The sequence below is a fragment of the Kitasatospora sp. NPDC001261 genome (assembly GCF_042896795.1).
GTDB lineage: Bacteria > Actinomycetota > Actinomycetes > Streptomycetales > Streptomycetaceae > Kitasatospora.
Window position 1 is genome coordinate 134652 of the sequence record NZ_JBIAXP010000006.1, and the last position, 21103, is coordinate 155754.

General features: G+C 71.3%; 19 protein-coding genes and 3 tRNA genes. 3 read left to right on the top strand and 19 right to left on the bottom strand.

All coding sequences use genetic code 11. The annotated features are described in order from the left end of the window. Window positions 1-65: 65 nt before the first annotated feature. The 11 genes from rpoB to ACFY4B_RS10255 all read right to left on the bottom strand — a co-directional run bounded on the left by rpoB (window position 66) and on the right by ACFY4B_RS10255 (window position 11776). Window positions 66-3542 (bottom strand): DNA-directed RNA polymerase subunit beta, encoded by a 3477-nt coding sequence (rpoB, locus tag ACFY4B_RS10205; RefSeq protein ID WP_074003975.1) that lies wholly within the window; start codon window positions 3540-3542, stop codon window positions 66-68. 699 nt (window positions 3543-4241) lie between these two features. Further along, entirely contained in the window at window positions 4242-4625 is a 384-nt protein-coding gene (rplL, locus tag ACFY4B_RS10210) for a 50S ribosomal protein L7/L12 (RefSeq protein ID WP_198959424.1), read from the bottom strand. A gap of 85 nt (window positions 4626-4710) precedes the next feature. After that, window positions 4711-5274, bottom strand: a complete 564-nt coding sequence (gene rplJ / locus ACFY4B_RS10215; RefSeq protein WP_045693068.1) for a 50S ribosomal protein L10 — start codon at window positions 5272-5274, stop codon at window positions 4711-4713. 383 nt (window positions 5275-5657) lie between these two features. After that, complete coding sequence (locus ACFY4B_RS10220; protein WP_117488240.1) at window positions 5658-6536, bottom strand: hypothetical protein; 879 nt, start codon at window positions 6534-6536, stop codon at window positions 5658-5660. A 163-nt stretch (window positions 6537-6699) separates the two neighbouring features. Then, complete coding sequence (locus ACFY4B_RS10225; protein ID WP_387967132.1) at window positions 6700-7617, bottom strand: hypothetical protein; 918 nt, start codon at window positions 7615-7617, stop codon at window positions 6700-6702. Window positions 7618-7721: 104 nt separating this feature from the next. Then, window positions 7722-8501, bottom strand: coding sequence for a hypothetical protein (locus tag ACFY4B_RS10230; protein ID WP_049651982.1), 780 nt, complete (start codon window positions 8499-8501; stop codon window positions 7722-7724). Window positions 8502-8735: 234 nt separating this feature from the next. After that, a complete protein-coding gene (gene rplA / locus ACFY4B_RS10235) occupies window positions 8736-9458 on the bottom strand; it encodes a 50S ribosomal protein L1 (RefSeq protein WP_049651983.1) in 723 nt (240 codons plus the stop codon). A 77-nt stretch (window positions 9459-9535) separates the two neighbouring features. Continuing rightward, window positions 9536-9970 (bottom strand): 50S ribosomal protein L11, encoded by a 435-nt coding sequence (gene rplK, locus ACFY4B_RS10240; protein ID WP_049651984.1) that lies wholly within the window; start codon window positions 9968-9970, stop codon window positions 9536-9538. Window positions 9971-10137: 167 nt separating this feature from the next. Further along, the gene (gene nusG, locus ACFY4B_RS10245) at window positions 10138-11022 is read right to left on the bottom strand and encodes a transcription termination/antitermination protein NusG (protein ID WP_387967133.1); all 885 of its coding nucleotides are present in this window, start codon (window positions 11020-11022) and stop codon (window positions 10138-10140) included. A gap of 209 nt (window positions 11023-11231) precedes the next feature. Then, window positions 11232-11558, bottom strand: coding sequence for a preprotein translocase subunit SecE (gene secE / locus ACFY4B_RS10250; RefSeq protein ID WP_049651985.1), 327 nt, complete (start codon window positions 11556-11558; stop codon window positions 11232-11234). Between the two features lie 145 nt (window positions 11559-11703). Beyond that, window positions 11704-11776: transfer RNA gene (locus tag ACFY4B_RS10255), tRNA-Trp, on the bottom strand. A 292-nt stretch (window positions 11777-12068) separates the two neighbouring features. Here ACFY4B_RS10255 and ACFY4B_RS10260 point away from each other — a divergent pair. Further along, window positions 12069-13316 carry a pyridoxal phosphate-dependent aminotransferase gene (locus ACFY4B_RS10260; RefSeq protein ID WP_375876145.1) on the top strand — a complete coding sequence of 416 codons (1248 nt, stop codon included), beginning with the start codon at window positions 12069-12071 and terminating at the stop codon, window positions 13314-13316. Between the two features lie 128 nt (window positions 13317-13444). Further along, the gene (locus ACFY4B_RS10265) at window positions 13445-14509 is read left to right on the top strand and encodes an adenosine deaminase (RefSeq protein ID WP_049651987.1); all 1065 of its coding nucleotides are present in this window, start codon (window positions 13445-13447) and stop codon (window positions 14507-14509) included. A gap of 20 nt (window positions 14510-14529) precedes the next feature. Here ACFY4B_RS10265 and ACFY4B_RS10270 read toward each other — a convergent pair whose 3' ends face one another. The 8 genes from ACFY4B_RS10270 to ACFY4B_RS10305 form a co-directional block, all read right to left on the bottom strand. After that, the gene (locus ACFY4B_RS10270; RefSeq protein ID WP_387967135.1) at window positions 14530-15579 is read right to left on the bottom strand and encodes a UDP-N-acetylmuramate dehydrogenase; all 1050 of its coding nucleotides are present in this window, start codon (window positions 15577-15579) and stop codon (window positions 14530-14532) included. A gap of 71 nt (window positions 15580-15650) precedes the next feature. Further along, a complete protein-coding gene (locus tag ACFY4B_RS10275) occupies window positions 15651-17096 on the bottom strand; it encodes an MFS transporter (RefSeq protein ID WP_387967137.1) in 1446 nt (481 codons plus the stop codon). Between the two features lie 103 nt (window positions 17097-17199). Continuing rightward, complete coding sequence (locus ACFY4B_RS10280) at window positions 17200-17763, bottom strand: TetR/AcrR family transcriptional regulator (protein ID WP_234348396.1); 564 nt, start codon at window positions 17761-17763, stop codon at window positions 17200-17202. A 98-nt stretch (window positions 17764-17861) separates the two neighbouring features. Then, window positions 17862-18284, bottom strand: a complete 423-nt coding sequence (locus ACFY4B_RS10285) for a MaoC family dehydratase (RefSeq protein ID WP_049651990.1) — start codon at window positions 18282-18284, stop codon at window positions 17862-17864. A gap of 5 nt (window positions 18285-18289) precedes the next feature. Then, complete coding sequence (locus ACFY4B_RS10290; RefSeq protein WP_117488252.1) at window positions 18290-18748, bottom strand: MaoC family dehydratase N-terminal domain-containing protein; 459 nt, start codon at window positions 18746-18748, stop codon at window positions 18290-18292. 117 nt (window positions 18749-18865) lie between these two features. Continuing rightward, window positions 18866-19030, bottom strand: coding sequence for a 50S ribosomal protein L33 (rpmG, locus tag ACFY4B_RS10295; RefSeq protein ID WP_006604855.1), 165 nt, complete (start codon window positions 19028-19030; stop codon window positions 18866-18868). Window positions 19031-19113: 83 nt separating this feature from the next. Beyond that, window positions 19114-19186, bottom strand: a tRNA-Met gene (locus ACFY4B_RS10300). Between the two features lie 43 nt (window positions 19187-19229). Beyond that, window positions 19230-19302: transfer RNA gene (locus ACFY4B_RS10305), tRNA-Thr, on the bottom strand. Window positions 19303-19581: 279 nt separating this feature from the next. Between ACFY4B_RS10305 and ACFY4B_RS10310 the strand changes: the two genes are divergently transcribed. Beyond that, a complete protein-coding gene (locus ACFY4B_RS10310) occupies window positions 19582-20850 on the top strand; it encodes a hydrolase (RefSeq protein ID WP_074003979.1) in 1269 nt (422 codons plus the stop codon). Window positions 20851-21103 lie beyond the last annotated feature (253 nt).

Consider the following 21103-nt stretch of genomic DNA (forward strand, 5'->3'; position numbering starts at 1 on the left):
CGTTCATGTGGTCTGAGGGGGGCCTGGGGGCGGGCCGGCCGCTGCTGCGGCCGGCCCAACCTCCGTCAGACCTCTTCGACGCTGCTGGGCTCGCGCCGGGACAGGTCGATGCCGAGCTCCTCGGCGGCGCGGAACACGTCCTCGTCGGAGTCCCGCATCTCGATGGACTGGCCGTCCGAGGACAGCACCTCCACGTTGAGGCAGAGCGACTGCATTTCCTTGATGAGGACCTTGAAGGACTCGGGAATGCCGGGCTCGGGGATGTTCTCGCCCTTGACGATGGCCTCGTAGACCTTGACGCGGCCGAGGACGTCGTCGGACTTGATGGTGAGCAGCTCCTGGAGCGCGTAGGCGGCGCCGTACGCCTCGAGGGCCCACACCTCCATCTCACCGAAGCGCTGACCACCGAACTGCGCCTTACCACCGAGCGGCTGCTGGGTGATCATCGAGTACGGACCGGTCGAGCGGGCGTGCAGCTTGTCGTCGACCAGGTGGTGCAGCTTGAGGATGTACATGTAGCCGACCGAGACCGGCATCGGGAACGGCTCGCCGGAGCGGCCGTCGAACAGGCGGGCCTTGCCGGTGGAGTTCACCAGGCGCTCACCGTCACGGGTGAGGGTGGTGTTGTCCAGCAGGCCGGTGATCTCGTCCTCGCGGGCGCCGTCGAAGACCGGGGTGGCGAGGTTGGTGCCGCCCTCGACCGTGTCGGCGCCGATCGCCTGGAGGCGCTGGGCCCACTCGTCGGCGAGGCCGGAGACGTCCCAGCCCTGCTTGGCGAGCCACCCGAGGTGGATCTCCAGGACCTGTCCCGGGTTCATTCGGGACGGGACACCCAGCGGGTTGAGGATGATGTCGACCGGGGTGCCGTCCTCCAGGAACGGCATGTCCTCGACCGGCAGGATCTTCGAGATGACGCCCTTGTTGCCGTGACGGCCGGCGAGCTTGTCACCGTTGGTGATCTTGCGCTTCTGGGCCACGTAGACGCGGACCAGCTGGTTGACGCCCGGGGGCAGCTCGTCGCCCTCTTCGCGGTCGAAGACGCGGACGCCGATGACCTTGCCGGACTCACCGTGCGGCACCTTCAGCGAGGTGTCGCGGACCTCACGGGCCTTCTCGCCGAAGATCGCGCGGAGCAGGCGCTCCTCCGGGGTCAGCTCGGTCTCGCCCTTGGGCGTGACCTTGCCGACCAGGATGTCGCCGGTGACGACGTCGGCGCCGATGCGGATGATGCCGCGCTCGTCGAGGTCGGCCAGGACCTCCTCGGAGACGTTCGGGATGTCCCGGGTGATCTCCTCGGGGCCGAGCTTGGTGTCACGGGCGTCGACCTCGTGCTCCTCGATGTGGATCGAGGAGAGGACGTCGTCCTGCACGAGGCGCTGCGACAGGATGATCGCGTCCTCGTAGTTGTGACCCTCCCACGACATGAACGCCACGAGCAGGTTCTTGCCGAGGGCCATCTCGCCCTCGTCGGTGCACGGGCCGTCGGCCAGCACCTGGTTGACCTCGACCCGGGCGCCCTCGTCCACGAGCACCTTCTGGTTGAAGGCGGTGCCCTGGTTGGAGCGGGTGAACTTGGCGGCGCGGTACGTGGTGTACGTGCCGTCGTCGTTGGCCACGGTGACGTAGTCGGCCGAGACCTCCTGGACGACACCGGCCTTCTCGGCGGTGATGACGTCCGCGGCGTCGACGGCGCAGCGGTACTCCATGCCGGTACCGACCAGCGGGGCCTCGCTCTTCAGCAGCGGCACCGCCTGGCGCATCATGTTCGAGCCCATGAGCGCGCGGTTGGCGTCGTCGTGCTCGAGGAACGGGATCATGGCGGTCGCGACCGACACCATCTGGCGCGGCGAGACGTCCATGTAGTCGATCTCGGAGCCCGGGATGTAGTCGATCTCGCCGCCACGGCGGCGGACCAGGACACGCGGCTCGGCGAAGTGCAGGTCCGCGGTCAGCGGGGCGTTCGCCTGGGCGATGACGTAGCGGTCCTCCTCGTCGGCCGTCAGGTAGTCGACCTTCTCGGTGACCACACCGTCGACGACCTTGCGGTACGGCGTCTCGATGAAGCCGAACGCGTTGACCCGGCCGTACGAGGCCAGCGAGCCGATCAGACCGATGTTCGGGCCTTCGGGCGTCTCGATCGGACACATGCGGCCGTAGTGCGAGGGGTGCACGTCACGGACCTCGAAGCCGGCGCGCTCACGGGAGAGACCGCCAGGGCCGAGCGCGGACAGACGACGCTTGTGGGTCAGGCCCGACAGCGGGTTCGTCTGGTCCATGAACTGCGACAGCTGGCTGGTGCCGAAGAACTCCTTGATGGAGGCGACGACCGGCCGGATGTTGATCAGGGTCTGCGGCGTGATCGCCTCGACGTCCTGGGTGGTCATGCGCTCGCGCACGACGCGCTCCATACGGGCGAGACCCGTACGGACCTGGTTCTGGATGAGCTCGCCGACGTTGCGCAGGCGGCGGTTGCCGAAGTGGTCGATGTCGTCGACCTCGACCACGATGTCGCGGCCCTCGTCGTCACGCCACTCGGTCTCGCCCGCGTGCAGCTTCACCAGGTACTTGATCGCACCGATGATGTCGGGCTCGGTGAGCACGCCGGAGTCCAGCGACTCGGCGTTGCCCAGCTTGCGGTTGACCTTGTAACGGCCGACCTTCGCGAGGTCGTAGCGCTTCGGGTTGAAGTAGAGGTTCTCCAGAAGCGTCTGCGCGGCCTCGCGCGTGGGCGGCTCGCCCGGGCGCAGCTTGCGGTAGATGTCCAGCAGCGCGTCGTCCTGGCCCTGGGTGTGGTCCTTCTCCAGGGTGGCGCGCATCGACTCGTACTCGCCGAACTCCTCGAGAATCATCTCGTTGGTCCAGCCGAGCGCCTTGAGCAGCACGGTGACGGACTGCTTGCGCTTGCGGTCGATGCGGACGCCGACCATGTCGCGCTTGTCGATCTCCATCTCCAGCCAGGCACCACGCGAGGGGATGACCTTGCAGGAGTAGATGTCCTTGTCGGACACCTTGTCCAGGGTGGAGTCGAAGTACACACCCGGGGAGCGGACCAGCTGCGACACGACGACACGCTCGGTGCCGTTGATCACGAACGTGCCCTTGTGGGTCATGAGCGGGAAGTCGCCCATGAAGACCGTCTGAGACTTGATCTCACCGGTCTCGTTGTTGGTGAACTCGGCGGTGACGAAGAGCGGGGCCGCGAACGTGAAGTCGCGGTCCTTGCACTCGTCAATGGAGTTCTTCGGCGGCTCGAAACGGTGGTCGCGGAAGGTCAGCGACATCGACCCGCTGAAGTCCTCGATCGGGGAGATCTCCTCGAAGATCTCCTCCAGACCGGACTTCGTGGGGACGTCCTGACCACTCTCCAGGGCCGCCTCGACCCGGGACTTCCAGGCCGCGTTGCCGAGCAGCCAGTCAAAGCTCTCGGTCTGCAGGGCCAGGAGGTTGGGGACCTCGAGGGGCTCCTTGATCTTCGCGAACGAGACGCGGAGCGGGGCGGTGGATGCGGCGGAATTGTTCGAGGCGTTGCGCGGCGCGGCCAAGAGGGGGGTCCTTCCGAGGGCTCGGAGCTCACTACGCGCGTACCAGCCGGGCCTTCACGGGCTTGGTCCCGCCTCCTCGCCACTGGCCTCCGCCGGGATCGAAGTCCCAGGTCAGAGCCGCTTTGCGGAGGCGATGCCAGACCCCTTCAGGGCAACGCAAACTCCGGGCGACGAGTCACGGAGCAGCTAACAGGCAGCGCAAAGGGACAGTGTAGCCAATGGCCACACTGCTGTCCAGCTCTGATTCGGAGACCGAATCGGAGACTCCTCCCGGTAGCCGGCGAGCGCGGACGCCCACCGGGTACTGCTCTAACTCACGTGGAGTCATTTCCCGCCGGAGCCACTGGTTATGCATCCAGTAGCGGACCAACCGGGCGGACTCGCGCCTTGAGAATCGCGCGCCCCGCCGGGTTCGTCAAGGGCCCGCCGACGGTGCGGGCCTCGACCGGTCTATCGACCGCGACCCCCTCGGCGTTACAGAAGCCGTGGTGGGGCCGCCCTCGACGACGGTGATCACCATACCGTCCGGCACCGACGGTGCCGAGTGGGCGTTCGGCCACACCGGTGGACCGGGCCGGCCGGGGGCGGCGGAACGGGGCCCCGCGCCCGGCCCAGGGGCCCGGGAACGCGAAAAAGCCGGGCCGACCACCCGCAAGGGTGATCGGCCCGGCTTCAGGCCCCCTCAGAGGGGGCGAGAAGTCACTTGACGGTGACCTTGGCGCCGGCACCCTCGAGGGCGGCCTTGGCCTTCTCGGCAACGTCCTTGGCAACCTTCTCCAGGACCTTGGCACCAGCGGTGTCAACGAGGTCCTTGGCCTCCTTCAGGCCGAGGGAGGTCAGGGTGCGCACCTCCTTGATGACCTGGATCTTCTTGTCGCCGGCACCATCGAGGATGACGTCGAACTCGTCCTGCTCCTCGACGGCCTCAACGGCGGCCGGGCCACCGGCGGCGGCAACGGCGACCGGGGCGGCAGCGGTGACGTCGAACTTCTCCTCGAAGGCCTTCACGAAGGCAGCGAGCTCGATGAGGGTGAGCTCCTCGAACTGCGCGAGCAGCTCGTCCTGGGTCAGCTTCGCCATGATGGCGTCCTTCCACTAAATCGGCAGGTGGTGCCGTATGTACGGGTTGGGCGGGCACGGGCCCGCAGCGAGGCGTGAGCCTGCCGAATTACTCGGCGGCCGCGTCCTCGGCGGCGGGAGCCGGCGTACCGGCACCGCCCTGCTCGACCTTGTCGCGCAGCGCGTCCACAGTGCGGACGAGCTTCGACGGCAGGGCCTGGAAGAGCGCGGCAGCCTGGGACTGCTTGGCCTTCAGGGCACCCGCCAGCTTGGCGAGCAGCACCTCGCGGGACTCGAGGTCCGCGAGCTTCTTGATCTCATCGGCGGACAGCGCCTTACCGTCAAGGACACCGCCCTTGATGATGAGAGCGGGGTTCTCCTTGGCGAAGTCACGCAGAGCCTTCGCCGACTCCACCGGGTCACCGGTGACGAAGGCGACAGCCGTCGGACCGTTGAACAGGTCGTCGAGCTCCGTGATCCCGACCTCATTGGCCGCAATCTTGGTCAGCGTGTTCTTCACCACGGCGTACTCGGCGTTGTCGCCGAGCGAGCGACGCAGGGTCTTGACCTGCTTCACCGAGAGACCGCGGTACTCGGTCAGCAGCGCCGCGGAGGAGCCACGGAACTTGTCCGTGATCTCGGCGACGGCGGCAGCCTTGTCGGGCCTGGCCATAGGCTTACGCCTCCTTCCGTGATGTCGAAGTCGGGCCGACCGCAAAAGTCGACCTGGGTCGCCGTGGACCGACTGGAGGGAAGGAAAGCTCCTGCGAAAACGCAATGAGCCCCGGTGCGCAGGCGCACGGGGCTCGTGACGACCTCGACGGGCGATCGCGCGAACGCGGACCCGGAAGTCGAAGCTCCAGACACACCTGCGCGGGCTGCCTGCGACGAAGCGCAGATCCTTCGGCCACCGATCCCTGACGGGCGCGGCGACAACCAGCGGTCTTTGGCTTCGGCAACAGTAACCGGAGCCCCTCACCAGGTGCAAATCGCCCTCGGACGGGGCATCCCCCGGGGTCGCCGCGGCACGGTCCGGCGGTTCAACGGGCCGTCGGCTCAGCGGGCCAGCGGGGAGACCGTCCGGACGCCGGTGTCCACGGTGTCCGACTCGGCCGGCGCCTGTGCCGAGAGCAGCGCCCCGGCGAGGTCGGTGTAGAGCACCGAGTCGTCCTGCCGGCCGCTGTCCCCGGTGCCGGTCCGCTGGAGCCGGACCAGCTGGTCCTTGTCGTTGAGCCAGAGGTCCAGGGTGAGCGAGGCCGAGCCGCCGGGCGAGAGCGCGGCCCGCAGGCCGTCCCGGCGGGCCGCGGTCAGCTGGGCCTGGGCGGCCGCGTACTTCTCGGCGGTGGTGGCGACCCGGTAGTGCTCGACGGTCGAGTCCTCGAACTTCTCCTCGCCGACGAAGACCGGGTCCGTCCCCTCGGCGGTGGCCGCGGTCAGCGCCTCGACCGGGTTCAGCAGGTCGATCAGCCCGGCGTACGGGACCTCCTTGTGGCCGTCCGCGTCCGGCGGGACGGTGAAGCGCTCCCAGTGCCGGCCGCCCTGCCTGGCCGCGGTGGCGGCGTCCCCGCCCTGGTAGGCGACGGTGTCCACGACGATCAGCTGCTCGGCCTCGGCGGGGGTGGAGCGCTTGATCTGGAGCGCGGTCTTGGGCTGCCAGAACAGCGGGCCGGACCCGGCGTCCGGGCCGAGCCGGTAGCTGACCTTGGCCCGGCGGGCGGTCTGCATGGCCAGCTGGGCGGAGAGCAGCACCCCGTGCGGCGAGCGGTCGGTGGGCTTGGCCTGGGCGCTCGGGGAGGCGGTGGACGGCGAGGCGGTGCTCAGGCTCGGGCTGCCGGACGGCGTGGCGGACGTCTCCCCGCCCCCGCCGCACCCGCTCAGCCCGCTGGTCAGCAGGGCGACGACGGCCACCGCCGCCAAGCGCTGCCGTGCCGCCATCGTCCGTTCCCCTCTCGCCCGCCCCCGTCCGACGGCGGCCCCGTTCCGGCCACCTTGCCACCCGTCTCCGACCGGCCCGGTGGCGGCCCCCCTCGGGCGGGCGGGTCCACCGGGTCGGCCGAGCCCGGACCGGCGCCGGGGCTCCGGTCCGGGGCGGCGGGGATCAGCTGCCAGCGGCGGCCTTCTGGAGGTCGGCGAGGTCGATGTAGTCCACCGGGGTGGCGGCGATCACCGGGGTGCCGTAGTCCGAGTAGCTGACGGAGACGTTCACCGCGCCGACCTTGCTCTCGGCCTGCTCGGTCCGCTTGACCACGAGCTTGTCGGCGTCGACCCAGACGTCGACCTGCTCGCTGGCGATGCCGGCCGCGTCCAGGCCCTTCTTGATCCGGTCGGCCTGCGCCTGGGTGATGCCCTGGGTGGAGGCGATGGCCAGGTCCGCGGCGCTGATCACGCCGGAGTAGTGGGTGGTCGCCTTGCCGTTCACCGTCTCCGGGCCGACCTCGGTGACCTTGCCGCCGGCGATCAGCGTCCGGACGCCCTGCACCGGGTCCGCGCTCTGCAGCTGGTCGGTCGCACCGCCGGAGGCCTTGGCCATGTCGGCCATGGTGTAGCGCACCCAGCGCGGGCCGCTGTTCTGCAGCAGCTCCCCGCCGAGGCCCAGGAACACCGCGTCCTTGGTGTACAGGTAGTGCGCCTTCGGCCCGCCGGTGATCGGCGCCAGGACCTTGCCCAGCGGGGAGCCCGACAGGTCCATCGCGAGGTCGGCCTCCAGGCCGTCGGCCCAGGACAGCGCGCCCTGGCCCTTCATGGTGATCTCGCCGACCTGGATCAGCTCGTCGACCTTCGCCGACTTGGCCGCACCGGTCTTCTGGGTGACCTGCTCCAGGAAGACCGCCGGGCTGACCTTCTCCGGCTTCGCGCCGGTCGGGGCGGCGGCCGACGGGGTGGCCGGGGCGGCGGCCGTGGTCGGCGCGGCCGGGGCGGCGTTCTTGTCCGCCGGCTTGTCGTTGTTGCACGCGGTCGCGGTCAGCGCCAGGGCGGCGAGGACGACGGTGACGGCGGCCTTGCGGGTTCCAGCCATGACTTCCCCCCTCGAAGAGCTGATTGTCAGCTCTTCTCATGCGTTTCTCATCCGGACTCTAACGGATCGCCGGAAGCCCCACGCGCCGGATATCCGCTCCCCCGTCACCCGCCGGCGGCGGGCGTCGCGTCCGCCGCTCCGGGAGCCGAGACATCGGTCGTGGTGACCGTGGTTCCCGCACTCCCCCGGACCGTCTCGCGCAGCCGCAGCAGCTGCATGCCGGGGCCGACCCAGACGTCGTAGCCGATCGCCGTCACCCCGTGCCGCTGGTACCAGTCCAGCGTGGCGGCCCGCCGCTGCGGGCTCAACTCGTCGTCCTTGCCGAACAGTTCGGCCACCGGCGCGGAGCCCCGGTAGTGCGCCACGGTCACCCCGGCCAGCTGCTCGCCGCCGAGCGAGGTGAGCTTGACGCCCTGCGCGACCTCGTACGCCCGGCTGCCCGGGTTGGTGATCAGCGCGGTCGTCCAGCCGCCCGCGAAGCCCTCCGGGTCGGGGCCCGCCGCAGGGTCCACCGACTCGGCGGTGCTCCGCTCCGCGTGCTTGGCCGCGCCGCCCTGGTAGACGAGGTCGAGCGCGCCGTCCTTCACGGTCAGCCGTCCGGTGCCCAGCTCGTCGGTGACGGCCAGCCCGGCCTCGTCCGCGGCGCCCCAGACCAGGGAGCCGCTCGCGGTGCGCCGGCCGGCCGGGCCCTCCTGGACCACGTCGATCCGGGCGCCGCCGGCGTCGTCCAGCCCCTGCGCGGCCGAGAGCACCACCTGCTTGGGCGGCACCGGAGCGGGGCCCCCGGGGGTACGGGTGGTCGGGACGGCCAGCAGGCTGCACCCGGTGGTGGTGAGCAGCAGCAGGGCCGCCACGAGAACGGTGGGGCGAGGGGCGGGCAGCACGGCACACTCCGGCGGTCACAGGTGCTCCACATGGTCTGACCGGCAGAGCGTACGACGGTTCGGCCCGTCGTTCCCATCCGCCGGTGTCCCGATCCGGCAACCGTTCCGGCCCGTCGGCCCGACCGGCCCGCGCCGGGCCCCGTACCGGCTCCTTCCCCGGGAACGACGGCGGGCCCGCACCCCCGGTGAAGGGGGTACGGGCCCGTCGTACGGACTGCTCTAGAGCACTGGGGCTCAGACCGCGGCCGGGTCCTCCTCGGCGAGGAGGTTGCGGGTGCGGTTCGGGTCCACCAGGACGCCGGGGCCCATGGTGGTCGAGAACGCGGTCTTCTTGATGTAGCGGCCCTTGGCGGCGGACGGCTTGGCGCGGAGCACCTCGTCCAGCGCGGCGGCGTAGTTCTCGACCAGCTGCTCGTCGGTGAAGGAGGCCTTACCGATGATGAAGTGCAGGTTCGAGTGCTTGTCGACGCGGAACTCGATCTTGCCGCCCTTGATCTCGTTCACGGCCTTGGCCACGTCCGGGGTCACGGTGCCGGTCTTCGGGTTCGGCATCAGGCCACGGGGACCGAGCACGCGGCCGAGGCGGCCGACCTTGCCCATGAGGTCCGGGGTGGCGACGACGGCGTCGAAGTCGAGGCGGCCCTTGGCGACCTCGTCGATGAGCTCGTCGGAGCCGACGATGTCGGCGCCCGCAGCACGCGCGGCCTCGGCACGCTCGCCGGTCGCGAAGACCAGGACCCGAGCGGTCTTACCGGTGCCGTGCGGGAGGATCACGGTGCTGCGGACCATCTGGTCGGCCTTGCGCGGGTCGACGCCCAGACGCATGGCGACCTCGACGGTGCCGTCGAACTTGGTGGTGCTGGTCGCCTTGGCGAGGCGGACGGCCTCGAGGGGGGCGTAAAGGCGCTCGCGGTCGACCTGGGCGTCCGCGGCCTTCAGGGCCTTGCTGCGCTTCATGGCTGCTCCTGAATGATGAATGGAGTTGTGGTGTCACGGGCCTGCGCGGGCCCTACCACAGGGGACGAGAAGGGAACTCAGCCCTCGACGGTGATGCCCATCGACCGGGCGGTGCCGGCGATGATCTTCTCCGCGGCGTCCAGGTCGTTGGCGTTCAGGTCGGGCATCTTGGTCGTGGCGATGTCGCGGACCTGGGCGCTGGTGAGCTTGGCGACCTTGGTCTTGTGCGGCTCGCTGGAGCCCTTGTCGACACCCGCGGCCTTCAGGATGAGGCGCGCGGCCGGCGGCGTCTTCGTGATGAAGGTGAAGGAACGGTCCTCGTAGACCGTGATCTCCACCGGCACGATCATGCCGCGCTGCGACTCGGTCGCAGCGTTGTAGGCCTTGCAGAACTCCATGATGTTGACGCCGTGCTGGCCCAGCGCGGGGCCGACCGGCGGCGCCGGGTTGGCCGCACCGGCGTTGATCTGGAGCTTGATAAGCCCCGTGACCTTCTTCTTCTTGGGAGGCATGTCTCTCCGGGTCCTTCCGAGAGGTGATTGCTGGTGCGTGCGAAACCGGGGCGACACCCGGCCGCCAGCACACACATCGGACCAGGCTAACGCGTCCGCGCCGCTGGACCAAAACGGGTTCGGGGCGGAGGCTCCTCGCCCCCGCCCCGAACCCGAAGACGGTATGACTAGTTCTTCTGGATCTGGTCGAAGGAGAGCTCGACCGGGGTCTCCCGGCCGAAGATCTCGACCAGGCCCTTGACCTTCTTCGAGTCCGGGTTGATCTCGTTGATGGTCGCCTGGAGGGTCGCGAACGGACCGTCGGTGACGGTGACCGAGTCGCCGACCTCGAAGTCCAGCACCTGGATCTCGCTCGGCTTGATCGGCGAGGGCTTGCCGGCCTCCTTGGCCGCCTGGCGCTCGACGTCGGGGGCGAGCATCTTGACGACCTCGTCCAGGGTCAGCGGGTACGGGTCGTAGGCGTTGCCGACGAAGCCGGTGACACCCGGGGTGTTGCGCACGACGCCCCAGGACTCGGGGGTGAGGTCCATGCGCACCAGGACGTAGCCGGGGAGCTTGTTCTGGCGGATGGTCTTGCGGTCGCCGTTCTTGATCTGGACGACCTCCTCCTGCGGCACCTCGGCCTGGAAGATGTACTCCTCGACGTTCAGCGAGACGGCGCGCTGCTCCAGGTTCTGCTTCACCCGGTTCTCGTAGCCGGCGTAGGTGTGGATCACGTACCACTCGCCCGGCATGAAGCGCAGGTCCTCGCGGAACTTGGCGACCGGGTCGACCTCGTCGGCCGACTCCTCCTCGGCCTCCTCGGCGTCCTCGGCGTCCTCGACGGACTCCTCGGCCTCGGCGTCGCCCTCCACGTGCAGCGCGGCCTCCTCGGCGGGCTCGCCGGCCTCGGCCTCGTCGTACGCCTCGACCTCGTCCTCGTCGCTGTCCGCGGCGTCCACGATCTGCTCGGCGGACTCGGCGTCGTCAGCCGGCTCGGCCGCGTCCAGCTCGGCGGCGCCATCCGCCTCGCGGACGGTCTCGTCGGCGTCGTACAGGGGGGACTCAGACACGGTGGCGGCTTCTTTCCTGGAGATGGTGAAGGTGGCGCGCTCCTCGACCGGCCCGGCGGACGGCCGCTCGCGCGGGCGCCAGGTGAGGTCTCGGAGACTTCAACAGTACCGAGTCCACGGTAGCCGCGCGTACGTCCGGCGCCGACAGCTCGACCCGGGCCGAGTAATCGGCCCGGGTCGGGAGGCTGTTCGAGAGGTGGGGCGGCCGGTCAGCCGAAGACCAGGAGGCTCAGCTTGGAGAAGCCGTAGTCCAGGCCGGCCACGAAGGCCATCATGACCACCACGAAGGTGACGACCACGGCGGTGTAGTTGGTGAGCTCGCCGCGGGTCGGCCAGACGACCTTGCGCAGCTCGGCGATGATCTGGCGGTAGAAGAGGGCGGTCCGTGCGAACAGGCCCTTCTTGGCCCGCTTGCCCGACTTCTTCTGCTTGCCGGACTTCTTGTCGCCCTCGGCCGATGCGATCTCGGCAGCGCCGTCGGCACCCTCGGGGTTGCCGCTCTCAGGCGTTGCGGTGGAGCCCGTGGTCTCCGTCACTCGTCCTCACCTGAATCCGGGTCCTGCCGGCTTCGCCGCGCACCCGGTGGGGGCGGCCAGTCGGCTAGCGGTGCTGATCGGTGCCATCTCCGCATCAAGCCCGCTCACTCCTGTGGAGCGAACGGGCTGAAAACGGATCTAGCAGCAGGGCAAGAGGGACTCGAACCCCCAACCGCCGGTTTTGGAGACCGGTGCTCTACCAATTGAGCTATTGCCCTACGGTGCCTCGCGGCTCCGGTGGCGACCAACCTACCGTATCTCCCCCCGCTGTCTGTACAGGCGGTGAAAGCTCCGGTTCTCGGCGGGCCGTCGAGCAGCGAGTGTACGTGGTCGAGGGGTGTTTGGTCGAACTTCTTCTTCCGGCTTCTCTTCCGGACCGGCCGCTCCCCCGGCGGACGTCCGGTCCGGCGGGGCCCCTTCCGACGGACCGTCGGGCCGCGATTCGGACGGGAACGTACGGATGCCGATACCCCGATGCCCGGTAGGTCCCGGTTCTGCGACGATGCAGGCATGAGCGCTTCCACCCCGCAGCCCGACCAGTCCATCCGCCCCGCCGACCGCCGGGTCTCCGCCCGGATCGGCGCGATCGCCGAGTCCGCGACCCTCGCCGTGGACGCCAAGGCCAAGGCCCTCAAGGCCGCCGGCCGCCCGGTCATCGGTTTCGGTGCCGGCGAGCCCGACTTCCCCACCCCGGACTACATCGTCGAGGCGGCCGTCGAGGCCTGCCGCGACCCGAAGAACCACCGCTACACCCCGGCGGGTGGCCTGCCCGAGCTGAAGGCCGCGATCGCCGCCAAGACGCTGCGCGACTCCGGCTACGAGGTGGACGCCTCCCAGGTGCTCGTCACCAACGGCGGCAAGCAGGCGATCTACGAGGCGTTCGCGGCGATCCTGGACCCGGGCGACGAGGTCATCATCCCGGCCCCGTACTGGACCACCTACCCGGAGTCGGTCCAGCTGGCCGGCGGCGTCCCGGTGGAGGTCGTCTCCGACGAGACCACCGGCTACAAGGTCTCGGTCGAGCAGCTGGAGGCCGCGCGCACCGAGAACACCAAGGTGGTGCTGTTCGTCTCGCCGTCCAACCCGACCGGCGCGGTGTACACCGAGGCCGAGGCCGAGGCGATCGGCCGCTGGGCGCTGGAGCACGGCCTGTGGGTGCTCACCGACGAGATCTACGAGCACCTGGTGTACGGCGACGCCACCTTCACCTCGCTGCCGGCCCTGCTGCCCGAGCTGGCCGAGAAGTGCATCGTGGTCAACGGTGTCGCCAAGACCTACGCGATGACCGGCTGGCGGGTGGGCTGGGTGGTCGGCCCGAAGGACGTCATCAAGGCCGCGACCAACCTCCAGTCGCACGCCACCTCGAACGTCTCCAACGTCGCCCAGCGCGCCGCCCTGGCCGCCGTGGCCGGCGACCTGGACGCGGTCGCCGAGATGCGCGAGGCCTTCGACCGCCGCCGCAAGACCATCGTGCGGATGCTCAACGAGATCGAGGGCGTGCTCTGCCCCGAGCCCGAGGGCGCCTTCTACGCCTACCCGTCGGTCAAGGGCCTGCTGGGCAAGGAGATCCGCGGCCGGCGCCCGCAGACCTCCGCCGAGCTGGCCGCCCTGATCCTGGACGAGGCCGAGGTCGCGGTCGTCCCGGGCGAGGCCTTCGGCACCCCCGGCTACCTGCGGCTCTCCTACGCGCTCGGCGACGCCGACCTGGTCGAGGGCGTCAGCCGGGTCCAGAAGCTGCTCGGCGAGGCCCGCGACTGACCTCGGGTCCGTCCGCCGACGTCAACCCGACGCCAGGGTTTCACCCGGCGCACCGCCCCCTTTCACCCCTTCAGGGGATGTAGAGGGGGCGGTTCCCGTTCAGGGGCCGTATACGGCAGTATCGGTGAATGGAACGCCTGTTGAACCCGCGAGACGTCAGGGGCCTCCCGAAGGCCCACCTGCACCTGCACTTCACCGGCTCGATGCGGCCCGCCACCCTCCTGGAGCTGGCGGACAAGCACGGCGTCCGGCTGCCGGAGGCGCTCAGCTCCGGCGAGCCGCCCCGGCTGCGGGCCACCGACGAGCGGGGCTGGTTCCGCTTCCAGCGGCTGTACGACACCGCCCGCTCGGTGCTGCGGGACGAGGAGGACATCCGCCGGCTGGTCCTGGAGACCGCCGAGGACGAGCGGCGGGACGGCTCCCGCTGGCTGGAGATCCAGGTCGACCCGACGTCGTACGCGCCCCGGCTGGGCGGACTGATCCCCGCCCTGGAGCTGATCCTGGACGCGGTGGAGCACGCCGCCGCGGCGACCGGGGTGGGCATCCGGGTCCTGGTCGCGGCCAACCGGATGAAGTCCCCGATGGACGCCCGGACGCTGGCCCGGCTGGCCGTCCGCTACGCCGACCACGGGGTGGTCGGCTTCGGCCTCTCCAACGACGAGCGCCGGGGCCTGGCCCGGGACTTCGACCGGGCCTTCGCGATCGCCCGCAACGGCGGGCTGCTGGCGGCCCCGCACGGCGGCGAGCTGTCCGGCCCGGAGTCCGTCCGGGACTGCCTGGACGACCTGGGCGCCGCCCGGATCGGCCACGGCGTACGGGCCGCCGAGGACCCCCGGCTGATGGAGCGGCTGGCGGACCGGCAGGTCACCTGCGAGGTCTGCCCGTCCTCCAACGTCTCGCTCGGCGTCTACGAGCGCCCCGAGGAGGTGCCGCTGCGCCGGCTCTTCGATGCCGGGGTGCCGCTCGCCCTGGGCGCGGACGACCCGCTGCTGTTCGGCAGCCGGCTGGCCGCCCAGTACGAGCTGGTCCGGGACGTGCTGGGCTTCTCCGACGCCGAACTCGCGGAGTTGGCACGGCAGTCGGTGCGCGGCTCGGTCGCGCCGGAGGCCGTCCGCAAGGAGCTGCTGGCGGACATCGACGCCTGGCTGGTCGGCGACCGCGCCCCCGCGGAGGCGGCCGCCGTACCCGCCTAGGACAGGACCTAGGGCCGCGGCTAGAGCTTGACGCCCACCATCACCGGCTCGTTCACCAGCTCCACCCCGAAGGCCGCGCGGACCCCGTCCCGGATCTCCCGGGCCAGTGCCAGCAGGTCCTCGGCGGTGGCCGAGCCGCGGTTGGTGAGCGCCAGGGTGTGCTTGGTGGAGAGCGTCGCCGGGCCGCCGCCGTAGCCCTTGCCGAAGCCCGCCCGGTCGATCAGCCAGGCCGCCGAGGTCTTGGTGCAGCCCTCCGGGGCCGGGTAGGCGGGGGCGTCCTCGGTGCCCGGGCGGGTGCGGAAGGACTCGTACTGCGCGGCCGTGAGCACCGGGTTGGTGAAGAAGGAGCCCGCCGACCAGGTGTCGTGGTCCGCCGGGTCCAGCACCATGCCCTTGCCGGAGCGCAGCAGCAGCACCGCCGTCCAGGCCGTGCCGACCGCCACCCGGGCGCCCGGCTCGACGCCCAGGTGCCGGGCGGTCTCGGCGTAGCGGACGGGGGTGGAGAGCCCGTCGTTGTCCTCCAGGCGGAACCGCACCCGCAGCACCACGTAGCGGTCCGGCTCGGCCTTGAAGCGGCTGTGCCGGTAGGAGAACCCGCACTCGGCGTTCGAGAGGGTGACGACCTCGTCGGCGGTGCGGTCGTACGCGACCACCTCGGTGATCGACTGGGCGACCTCCTGGCCGTACGCGCCCACGTTCTGCACCGGGGTGGCGCCCGCGGAGCCGGGGATGCCGGCCAGGAACTCGATGCCCGCCAGCCCGTGGTCGCGCACGGTGCGGTGGACGACCTCGGACCAGGTCTCGCCGGCCGCGACCTCCAACGCGGTGCCGTCCAGGGCGAAGCCCTCGGTGGCGATCCGCAGCACGGTGCCGGGGAAGCCGGCGTCGCCGATCACCAGGTTGGAGCCGCCGCCGAGGACGAGCAGCGGCTCGCCGGCCGCGTCGGCCTCGCGGACGGCGGCGATCACCTCGTCGTCGGTGTGGGCGGTCACCAGGCGGCGGGCCGGGCCGCCGAGCCGGAGCGTGGTCAGCGGGGCGAGGGGGGAGTCGTTTTCTACCAGCACGCCCACCAGCGTACGGGGGAGGGGTCCGCCGACCGGAACGCGATTCCCGTCGGCGGGCCCCTCCCCTACGCCCCCGTTCAGACCCGGGCCAGCTCGGCCCGGTCCGCCGCCCGCTCCCCCGCCGCCGCGACCGGCGCCTTCCGCCGCCGCGGGATGAACACCGCGGCGAGCGCGCCGAGCCCGACGGCGGCGGCGCCGACGTACAGCGCGGGCACCAGCCCGTCCGTGAAGGCCCGCACCGACTGGTAGCCGCCCTGCCCCGAGAACACCGCCGCGAGCACGGCGACCCCGAGCGCCCCGCCGACCTCGCGCAGCGCGTTGTTGGCGCCGGAGGCGATCCCCTGCTCCTGCGGCCGGACGCTGGCCATCACCAGCTGGGCGGTCGGGCCGAAGTACAGCGACATGCCGATCCCGCAGATCACGGTGGCCGGTATCTGGGCGACGTAGTCGAGGCCGGTGCTCCCGTCCACCACCAGGCCGTACAGCGCCAGGCCCGCGGCCTGCAGCGCCAGCCCGGCGACCACGATCGGCCGGCCGCCGATCCGGTCGGAGAGGATGCCCGCGATCGGCGAGACCAGCAGCGGCATCGCCGTCCACGGCAGCATCCGGATGCCCGCCTCCTGCGGGCTGAAGCCGCCGACGCCCTGGAGGTACTGGCTGATCAGGAAGATCGAGCCGAACATCCCCAGGTACATCAGCAGGCTGGCCGCGTTGACGGCGGAGAAGGCCCGGCTGCGGAACAGTCGCATCGGCAGCATCGGGTGGGCGGCGACCCGCTGCTCGTACCGGACGAAGGCGGCCAGCAGCAGGGTGCCGCCGATCAGGGCGCCGAGGACCAGCGGGCTGGTCCAGCCGTCCGGGTTGCCGCGGATCAGGCCGAGGACGACGCCGAACATCCCCAGGCTGACCAGCAGGGTTCCGGGCACGTCCAGGGCCCGGCCCGGGCCCCGGCTCTCACCGAGCCGCAGGTAGGCCAGCGGCAGCAGGACGAGGCCGACCGGGACGTTCACCCAGAAGATCCACTGCCAGGAGAAGTGCTCGGTCAGCGAGCCGCCGATCAGCGGCCCCGCGGCGACGGCGAGGCCGCTGACCCCCGACCAGATGCCGAAGGCCATCCCCCGCTTGCCCTCGGGCACCGCGGCGGTGAGCAGGGTGAGGGTGAGCGGCATCATCACCGCGGCCCCGGTGCCCTGGACGGCGCGGGCGGCGATCAGTTCGCCGATGCCCGGGGACAGCGCGGCCGCGGCGGAGCCGGCGGTGAAGACCGCCAGCCCGACCAGGAAGATCCGGCGGCGGCCGAAGCGGTCGCCGAGGGCGGCGCCGAACATCAGCAGCACGGCGAAGCTCAGGGTGTAGGCGCTGACCGTCCATTCGAGGTCGGACAGTCCGCCGCCGAGCTCCTCGCGGATCGACGGCAGCGCGGTGGTGACCACCAGGTTGTCCAGGGCGGCCATGAAGCTGGCCGCGCTGACGATCACCAGGGTCCAGACCGCCGCTCTGCCCATGGCAGGTTTCTCCGTCATGACGTCCCCCAGGTTCCTTAGGTAGTTATTGCTCAATAACTTCTTTGGGCCGAAAAGAGGCCGCACGGACACCCCGTGCGGCCCGTCCATCCGGGCGGCGCGCCTACTCGGGCGGCTCGCACCCGTCGAAGCCGGCCCAGATCCGGTGGTCCGGCGGATAGCCGAGCGCCACCAGGGTGTTGATCAGCATCCCGTACGCGAAGAACTGCGTGGCGTCCTTCATTCCGCCGCCGATCCGGATCCTGACCCGGTCGAACAGGTCCTCCCACAGCAGCCGGGCGGTCTCCCCCACCTCGTCCTCACCGGCCGCCCTGGCCGCGGACGCCGAGACGTAGAGCTGCATCTGCATCATGAGCTGGTCGCCGTTCTCGACCAGGCCCAGGTACGCGGTGGACATCGCCTCCGCGGCCGCCTCGCCGGACAGCCCGGCCGAGGCCTCGTCGAACACCCGCCAGGTCTCCTCGACGCAGCGCTCGGCGGCCGCGGCGAAGATCGCCTGCTTGCTCGGGAACAGCCGGAACAGGTACGGCTGCGAGACGCCCACCCGGCGGGCGATCGCCTCGGTGGAGGTGCCGTGGTACCCGCCCCGGGCGAACTCGGTCAGGGCGGCCCGGACGACGCTCTCGCGCCGCTCCTCCGCGCTCATCCGGATGCTCGACTTCGCCATGGGCCCCAAGTTAGTGGCCAATCACTATCTACGCAAGGCCCGCGCCGGCGGCCGGAGATCCCGTACGGGACCCCGGCCGCCGCGCCCCCCGGGGCCGCTCAGCCGAGCCGGACGACGGCCCGGGACATGCCGAGCACCTTCTGGCCGCCCGTGGTGGCCAGCAGGTCGACCTGCACCCTGCGGTCGTCCAGCTTCTTGGCGACCTTGGCCGAGACCTCGACCACCGCGCCGACCCCGTCGTTCGGCACCGGCACCGGCCGGGTGAACCGCACGCCGTACTCGACCACCGCAGCCGGGTCGCCGACCCAGTCGGTGACCACCCGGATCGCCTCGGCCATGGTGAACATGCCGTGCGCGATCACGTCCGGCAGGCCGACCTCCAGGGCGAACTTCTCGTTCCAGTGGATCGGGTTGAAGTCGCCCGAGGCCCCCGCGTACCGCACCAGTGTGTCGCGGGTCACCGGAAAGGACTGCGCCGGCAGCTCAGTGCCGACCTCGACCTCGTCGTAGTCGATCGCCATCGCGCTCACTCCCCCGCCTCGTCGGCGGCCCGGGCCACCAGGGTCATGACCGACGTCACAACGTGCCCGCCGGTCGCGTCCGTCACCTCGCCACGCACGGTGAGCACGTCGTTGCCCGCCAGCGACTTGATGTTGTCGATGGTCACCGTGACCGACAGCCGGTCACCGGCCCGCACCGGGCGGGTGTAGGCGAACTTCTGGTCGCCGTGCACCACCCGGCTGAAGTCCAGACCCAGCTCCGGGTCCTCGACCACCTGGCCGGCCGCGCGGTAGGTGATCACGAACGGGAAGGTCGGCGGGGCGATCACGTCGGGGTGCCCCAGCGCCTTCGCCGCCTCCGGGTCGGTGTACGCCGGGTTGGCGTCGCCGACCGCGGTCGCGAACTCGCGGATCTTCTCCCGGCCGACCTCGTACGGCTCGGTGGGCGGGTAGCTACGCCCGATGAAGGAGGGGTCGAGCGCCATGGCGGCTCCTCGGAACGCGGGTGGATACGAAAAAAACTCCGGGCCGCACCCCCTGTGAGGGATGCGGCCCGGAGCAAGAGACCTGAATTCACACAGGCCCGTCGCCCTGCAAGAGGGTCAGCGGGTCTCGCGGTGCGCGGTGTGCGAGTTGCAGCGGGGGCAGTGCTTCTTCATCTCAAGACGGTCCGGGTCGTTACGCCGGTTCTTCTTGGTGATGTAGTTCCGCTCCTTGCACTCCACGCAGGCCAGCGTGATCTTCGGGCGGACGTCGGTGGCAGCCACGGGAGTGCCTTCCTTGGACAACGAATAAGAACACAACAAGAGTAGCCGACCGGGAGTGCGATCTCCCGACCGACTACGCGGGGTAGCGGTGACCGGACTTGAACCGGTGACACAGCGATTATGAGCCGCTTGCTCTACCAACTGAGCTACACCGCCACAGTGATCCGCGGCACAGCCGGAGCTGACCGCTTCTCACCAGAGCCCCCATGCGGAATCGAACCGCAGACCTTCTCCTTACCATGGAGACGCTCTACCGACTGAGCTATAGGGGCGAACGAGGAAGAGATTACACGTTTCGCGCCCGGAGGTGAAATCCGTATCCCGCGGCGAAGACCGCAGGTGGGCGAGGGGTACGGACGGACGATCCAAGGCCCGGCGTTCGATCGGCCCGCGAGCCGCACGGCCCGACCCGATACGACTATTGCCCGCCTCCCGGCGACCCGCCCCCCGGGCCCATAGGCTCGACGCTCATTGATCGGGAGGACTGGCCGGCGGTACGGGCCAGCCGTACGGGGCCGACCGCACGGGCCGGCCCGAGAAGGAGCCGGGCGATGGACAGCGCAGCCGCCGACGGGCCGCACTCCGGGCCCGGCCCGGCGGCCAACCCGCTCGGGCACGGCCCGGTCCTGCTCCTCACCGGCGCCCGGCTGGCGGACGGGCGGGTGGTGGACGTCCGGATCAGCGGCGACCGGATCCAGGCGGTCGGCACCGTCGGCAGCCTCGGCCCGCTGCCCGCCCTGCCCGGCGCGCCCACCGTCACCACCGGCGCCCGGATCGACCTGCGCGGCTACCTGCTGCTCCCGGCCCCCGCCGAGGCGCACGCCCACTACGACACCGCCTTCTCCGCCGCCCTGCCCACCCCGCCGCCGGACACCCCGGCCGACCTCACCCGCCGGGTCACCGAGGCCGCGCTGACCTCGCTCGGCTACGGCGCCACCGCCCAGCGCACCCACGTCCGGATCGGCGACGTGCACGGGCTGCGCCGGCTGGAGGCGGTGCTGACCGCCCGGCAGGCGCTGGGCGGGCTGGCCGAGCTCCAGGCGGTGGCGATGCCCCGGCTGCTCACCGGACGGGCCGGCGCGGACGGGCGGGCGCAGCTGCGCGAGGCGCTCAAGCTGGGCGCCACGGCGGCCGGCGGCTGCCCGGAGCTGGACCCGGACCCGGCCGGGTACGTGCAGCTGCTGCTGGAGGCCGCCCGGGAGGCGGACTGCCCGGTGGACCTGCACACCGGCGCCGGCGACGCCGCCCAACTCGCCCGGATGACCGGGGCGTTGGCCCCACTGCGGCCCCGGGTGGCGCTCGGCCCGTGCGGGGCGCTGCCCCGGGGCGCGTCGACGGTGCTGGCGACCAGCGGGGTCCGGGTGGTCTGCCTGCCGCAGAACGGCTGCTGCACCGGCATGGAGGGCCGCTCGGCGGGCCTGCGGCCGGGCCTGGTACGGGAGTTGGCGGCCGCCGGGGTGCCGCTGGCGGCGGGCAGCGGGGCGCTGCGCGACCCGTCCAACCCGGTCGGCCGGGCGGATCCGCTGGAGTCGGCCTACCTGCTGGCGGCCGGTGGGGAGTTGACCCCGGAGGCGGCGTACGACGCGGTGGCGAACCAGGCCCGGGCGGCGCTCGGCCTGGCACCCGTCCGGGTGGACGCCGGGTTCCCGGCGGAGCTGCTGGCGGTGCGCGGGGACAGCCTGGCCGGGGCGCTCGCGGGCGGGCACAGCCGGCTGGTGGTGCACAGCGGCCGGGTGGTCAGCCGGACCAGCGCGGTCCGGGAGTTCGCGGACACGGTGGCGCTGGCGCTGCCCCGGCAGTCCGGGGGCGGGGACGGCTGAGCCGGTCCCGGAGTGGGCCTGATGGCCCCTGACGGCAGATGGGGGCGCGCGACTGGTGTCGCGCGCCCCTCCCCCACCTGCTGGCCGCCTCGGGCGGCGGCTGGAGCGGCCCCGGACCTCCCCCACACGGAGCAGGGGCCGCTCGTTCGACACCGACACTACGCCCGCGGAACACCGCCGCCGAGCGGCCTTGACGCCCCCCTGTCGCCCACCGGGCCGCTCTTGACGGCTCGTTGACGGGGGCGCGCCGGCA

Bases quoted from the DNA above. Each gene is read 5' to 3' on its own strand.
- ACFY4B_RS10285 (WP_049651990.1), bottom strand. From the start codon at position 18,284: ATGGCGATCGACTACGACGAGGTCGAGGTCGGCACTGAGCTGCCGGCG.
- ACFY4B_RS10280 (WP_234348396.1), bottom strand. From the start codon at position 17,763: ATGGCGAAGTCGAGCATCCGGATGAGCGCGGAGGAGCGGCGCGAGAGC.
- ACFY4B_RS10220 (WP_117488240.1), bottom strand. From the start codon at position 6,536: ATGGCGGCACGGCAGCGCTTGGCGGCGGTGGCCGTCGTCGCCCTGCTG.
- rplJ (WP_045693068.1), bottom strand. From the start codon at position 5,274: ATGGCCAGGCCCGACAAGGCTGCCGCCGTCGCCGAGATCACGGACAAG.
- rplK (WP_049651984.1), bottom strand. From the start codon at position 9,970: ATGCCTCCCAAGAAGAAGAAGGTCACGGGGCTTATCAAGCTCCAGATC.
- ACFY4B_RS10290 (WP_117488252.1), bottom strand. From the start codon at position 18,748: ATGGCGCTCGACCCCTCCTTCATCGGGCGTAGCTACCCGCCCACCGAG.
- ACFY4B_RS10225 (WP_387967132.1), bottom strand. From the start codon at position 7,617: ATGGCTGGAACCCGCAAGGCCGCCGTCACCGTCGTCCTCGCCGCCCTG.
- ACFY4B_RS10310 (WP_074003979.1), top strand. From the start codon at position 19,582: ATGGACAGCGCAGCCGCCGACGGGCCGCACTCCGGGCCCGGCCCGGCG.
- ACFY4B_RS10275 (WP_387967137.1), bottom strand. From the start codon at position 17,096: ATGACGGAGAAACCTGCCATGGGCAGAGCGGCGGTCTGGACCCTGGTG.
- ACFY4B_RS10260 (WP_375876145.1), top strand. From the start codon at position 12,069: ATGAGCGCTTCCACCCCGCAGCCCGACCAGTCCATCCGCCCCGCCGAC.
- ACFY4B_RS10265 (WP_049651987.1), top strand. From the start codon at position 13,445: ATGGAACGCCTGTTGAACCCGCGAGACGTCAGGGGCCTCCCGAAGGCC.
- rplA (WP_049651983.1), bottom strand. From the start codon at position 9,458: ATGAAGCGCAGCAAGGCCCTGAAGGCCGCGGACGCCCAGGTCGACCGC.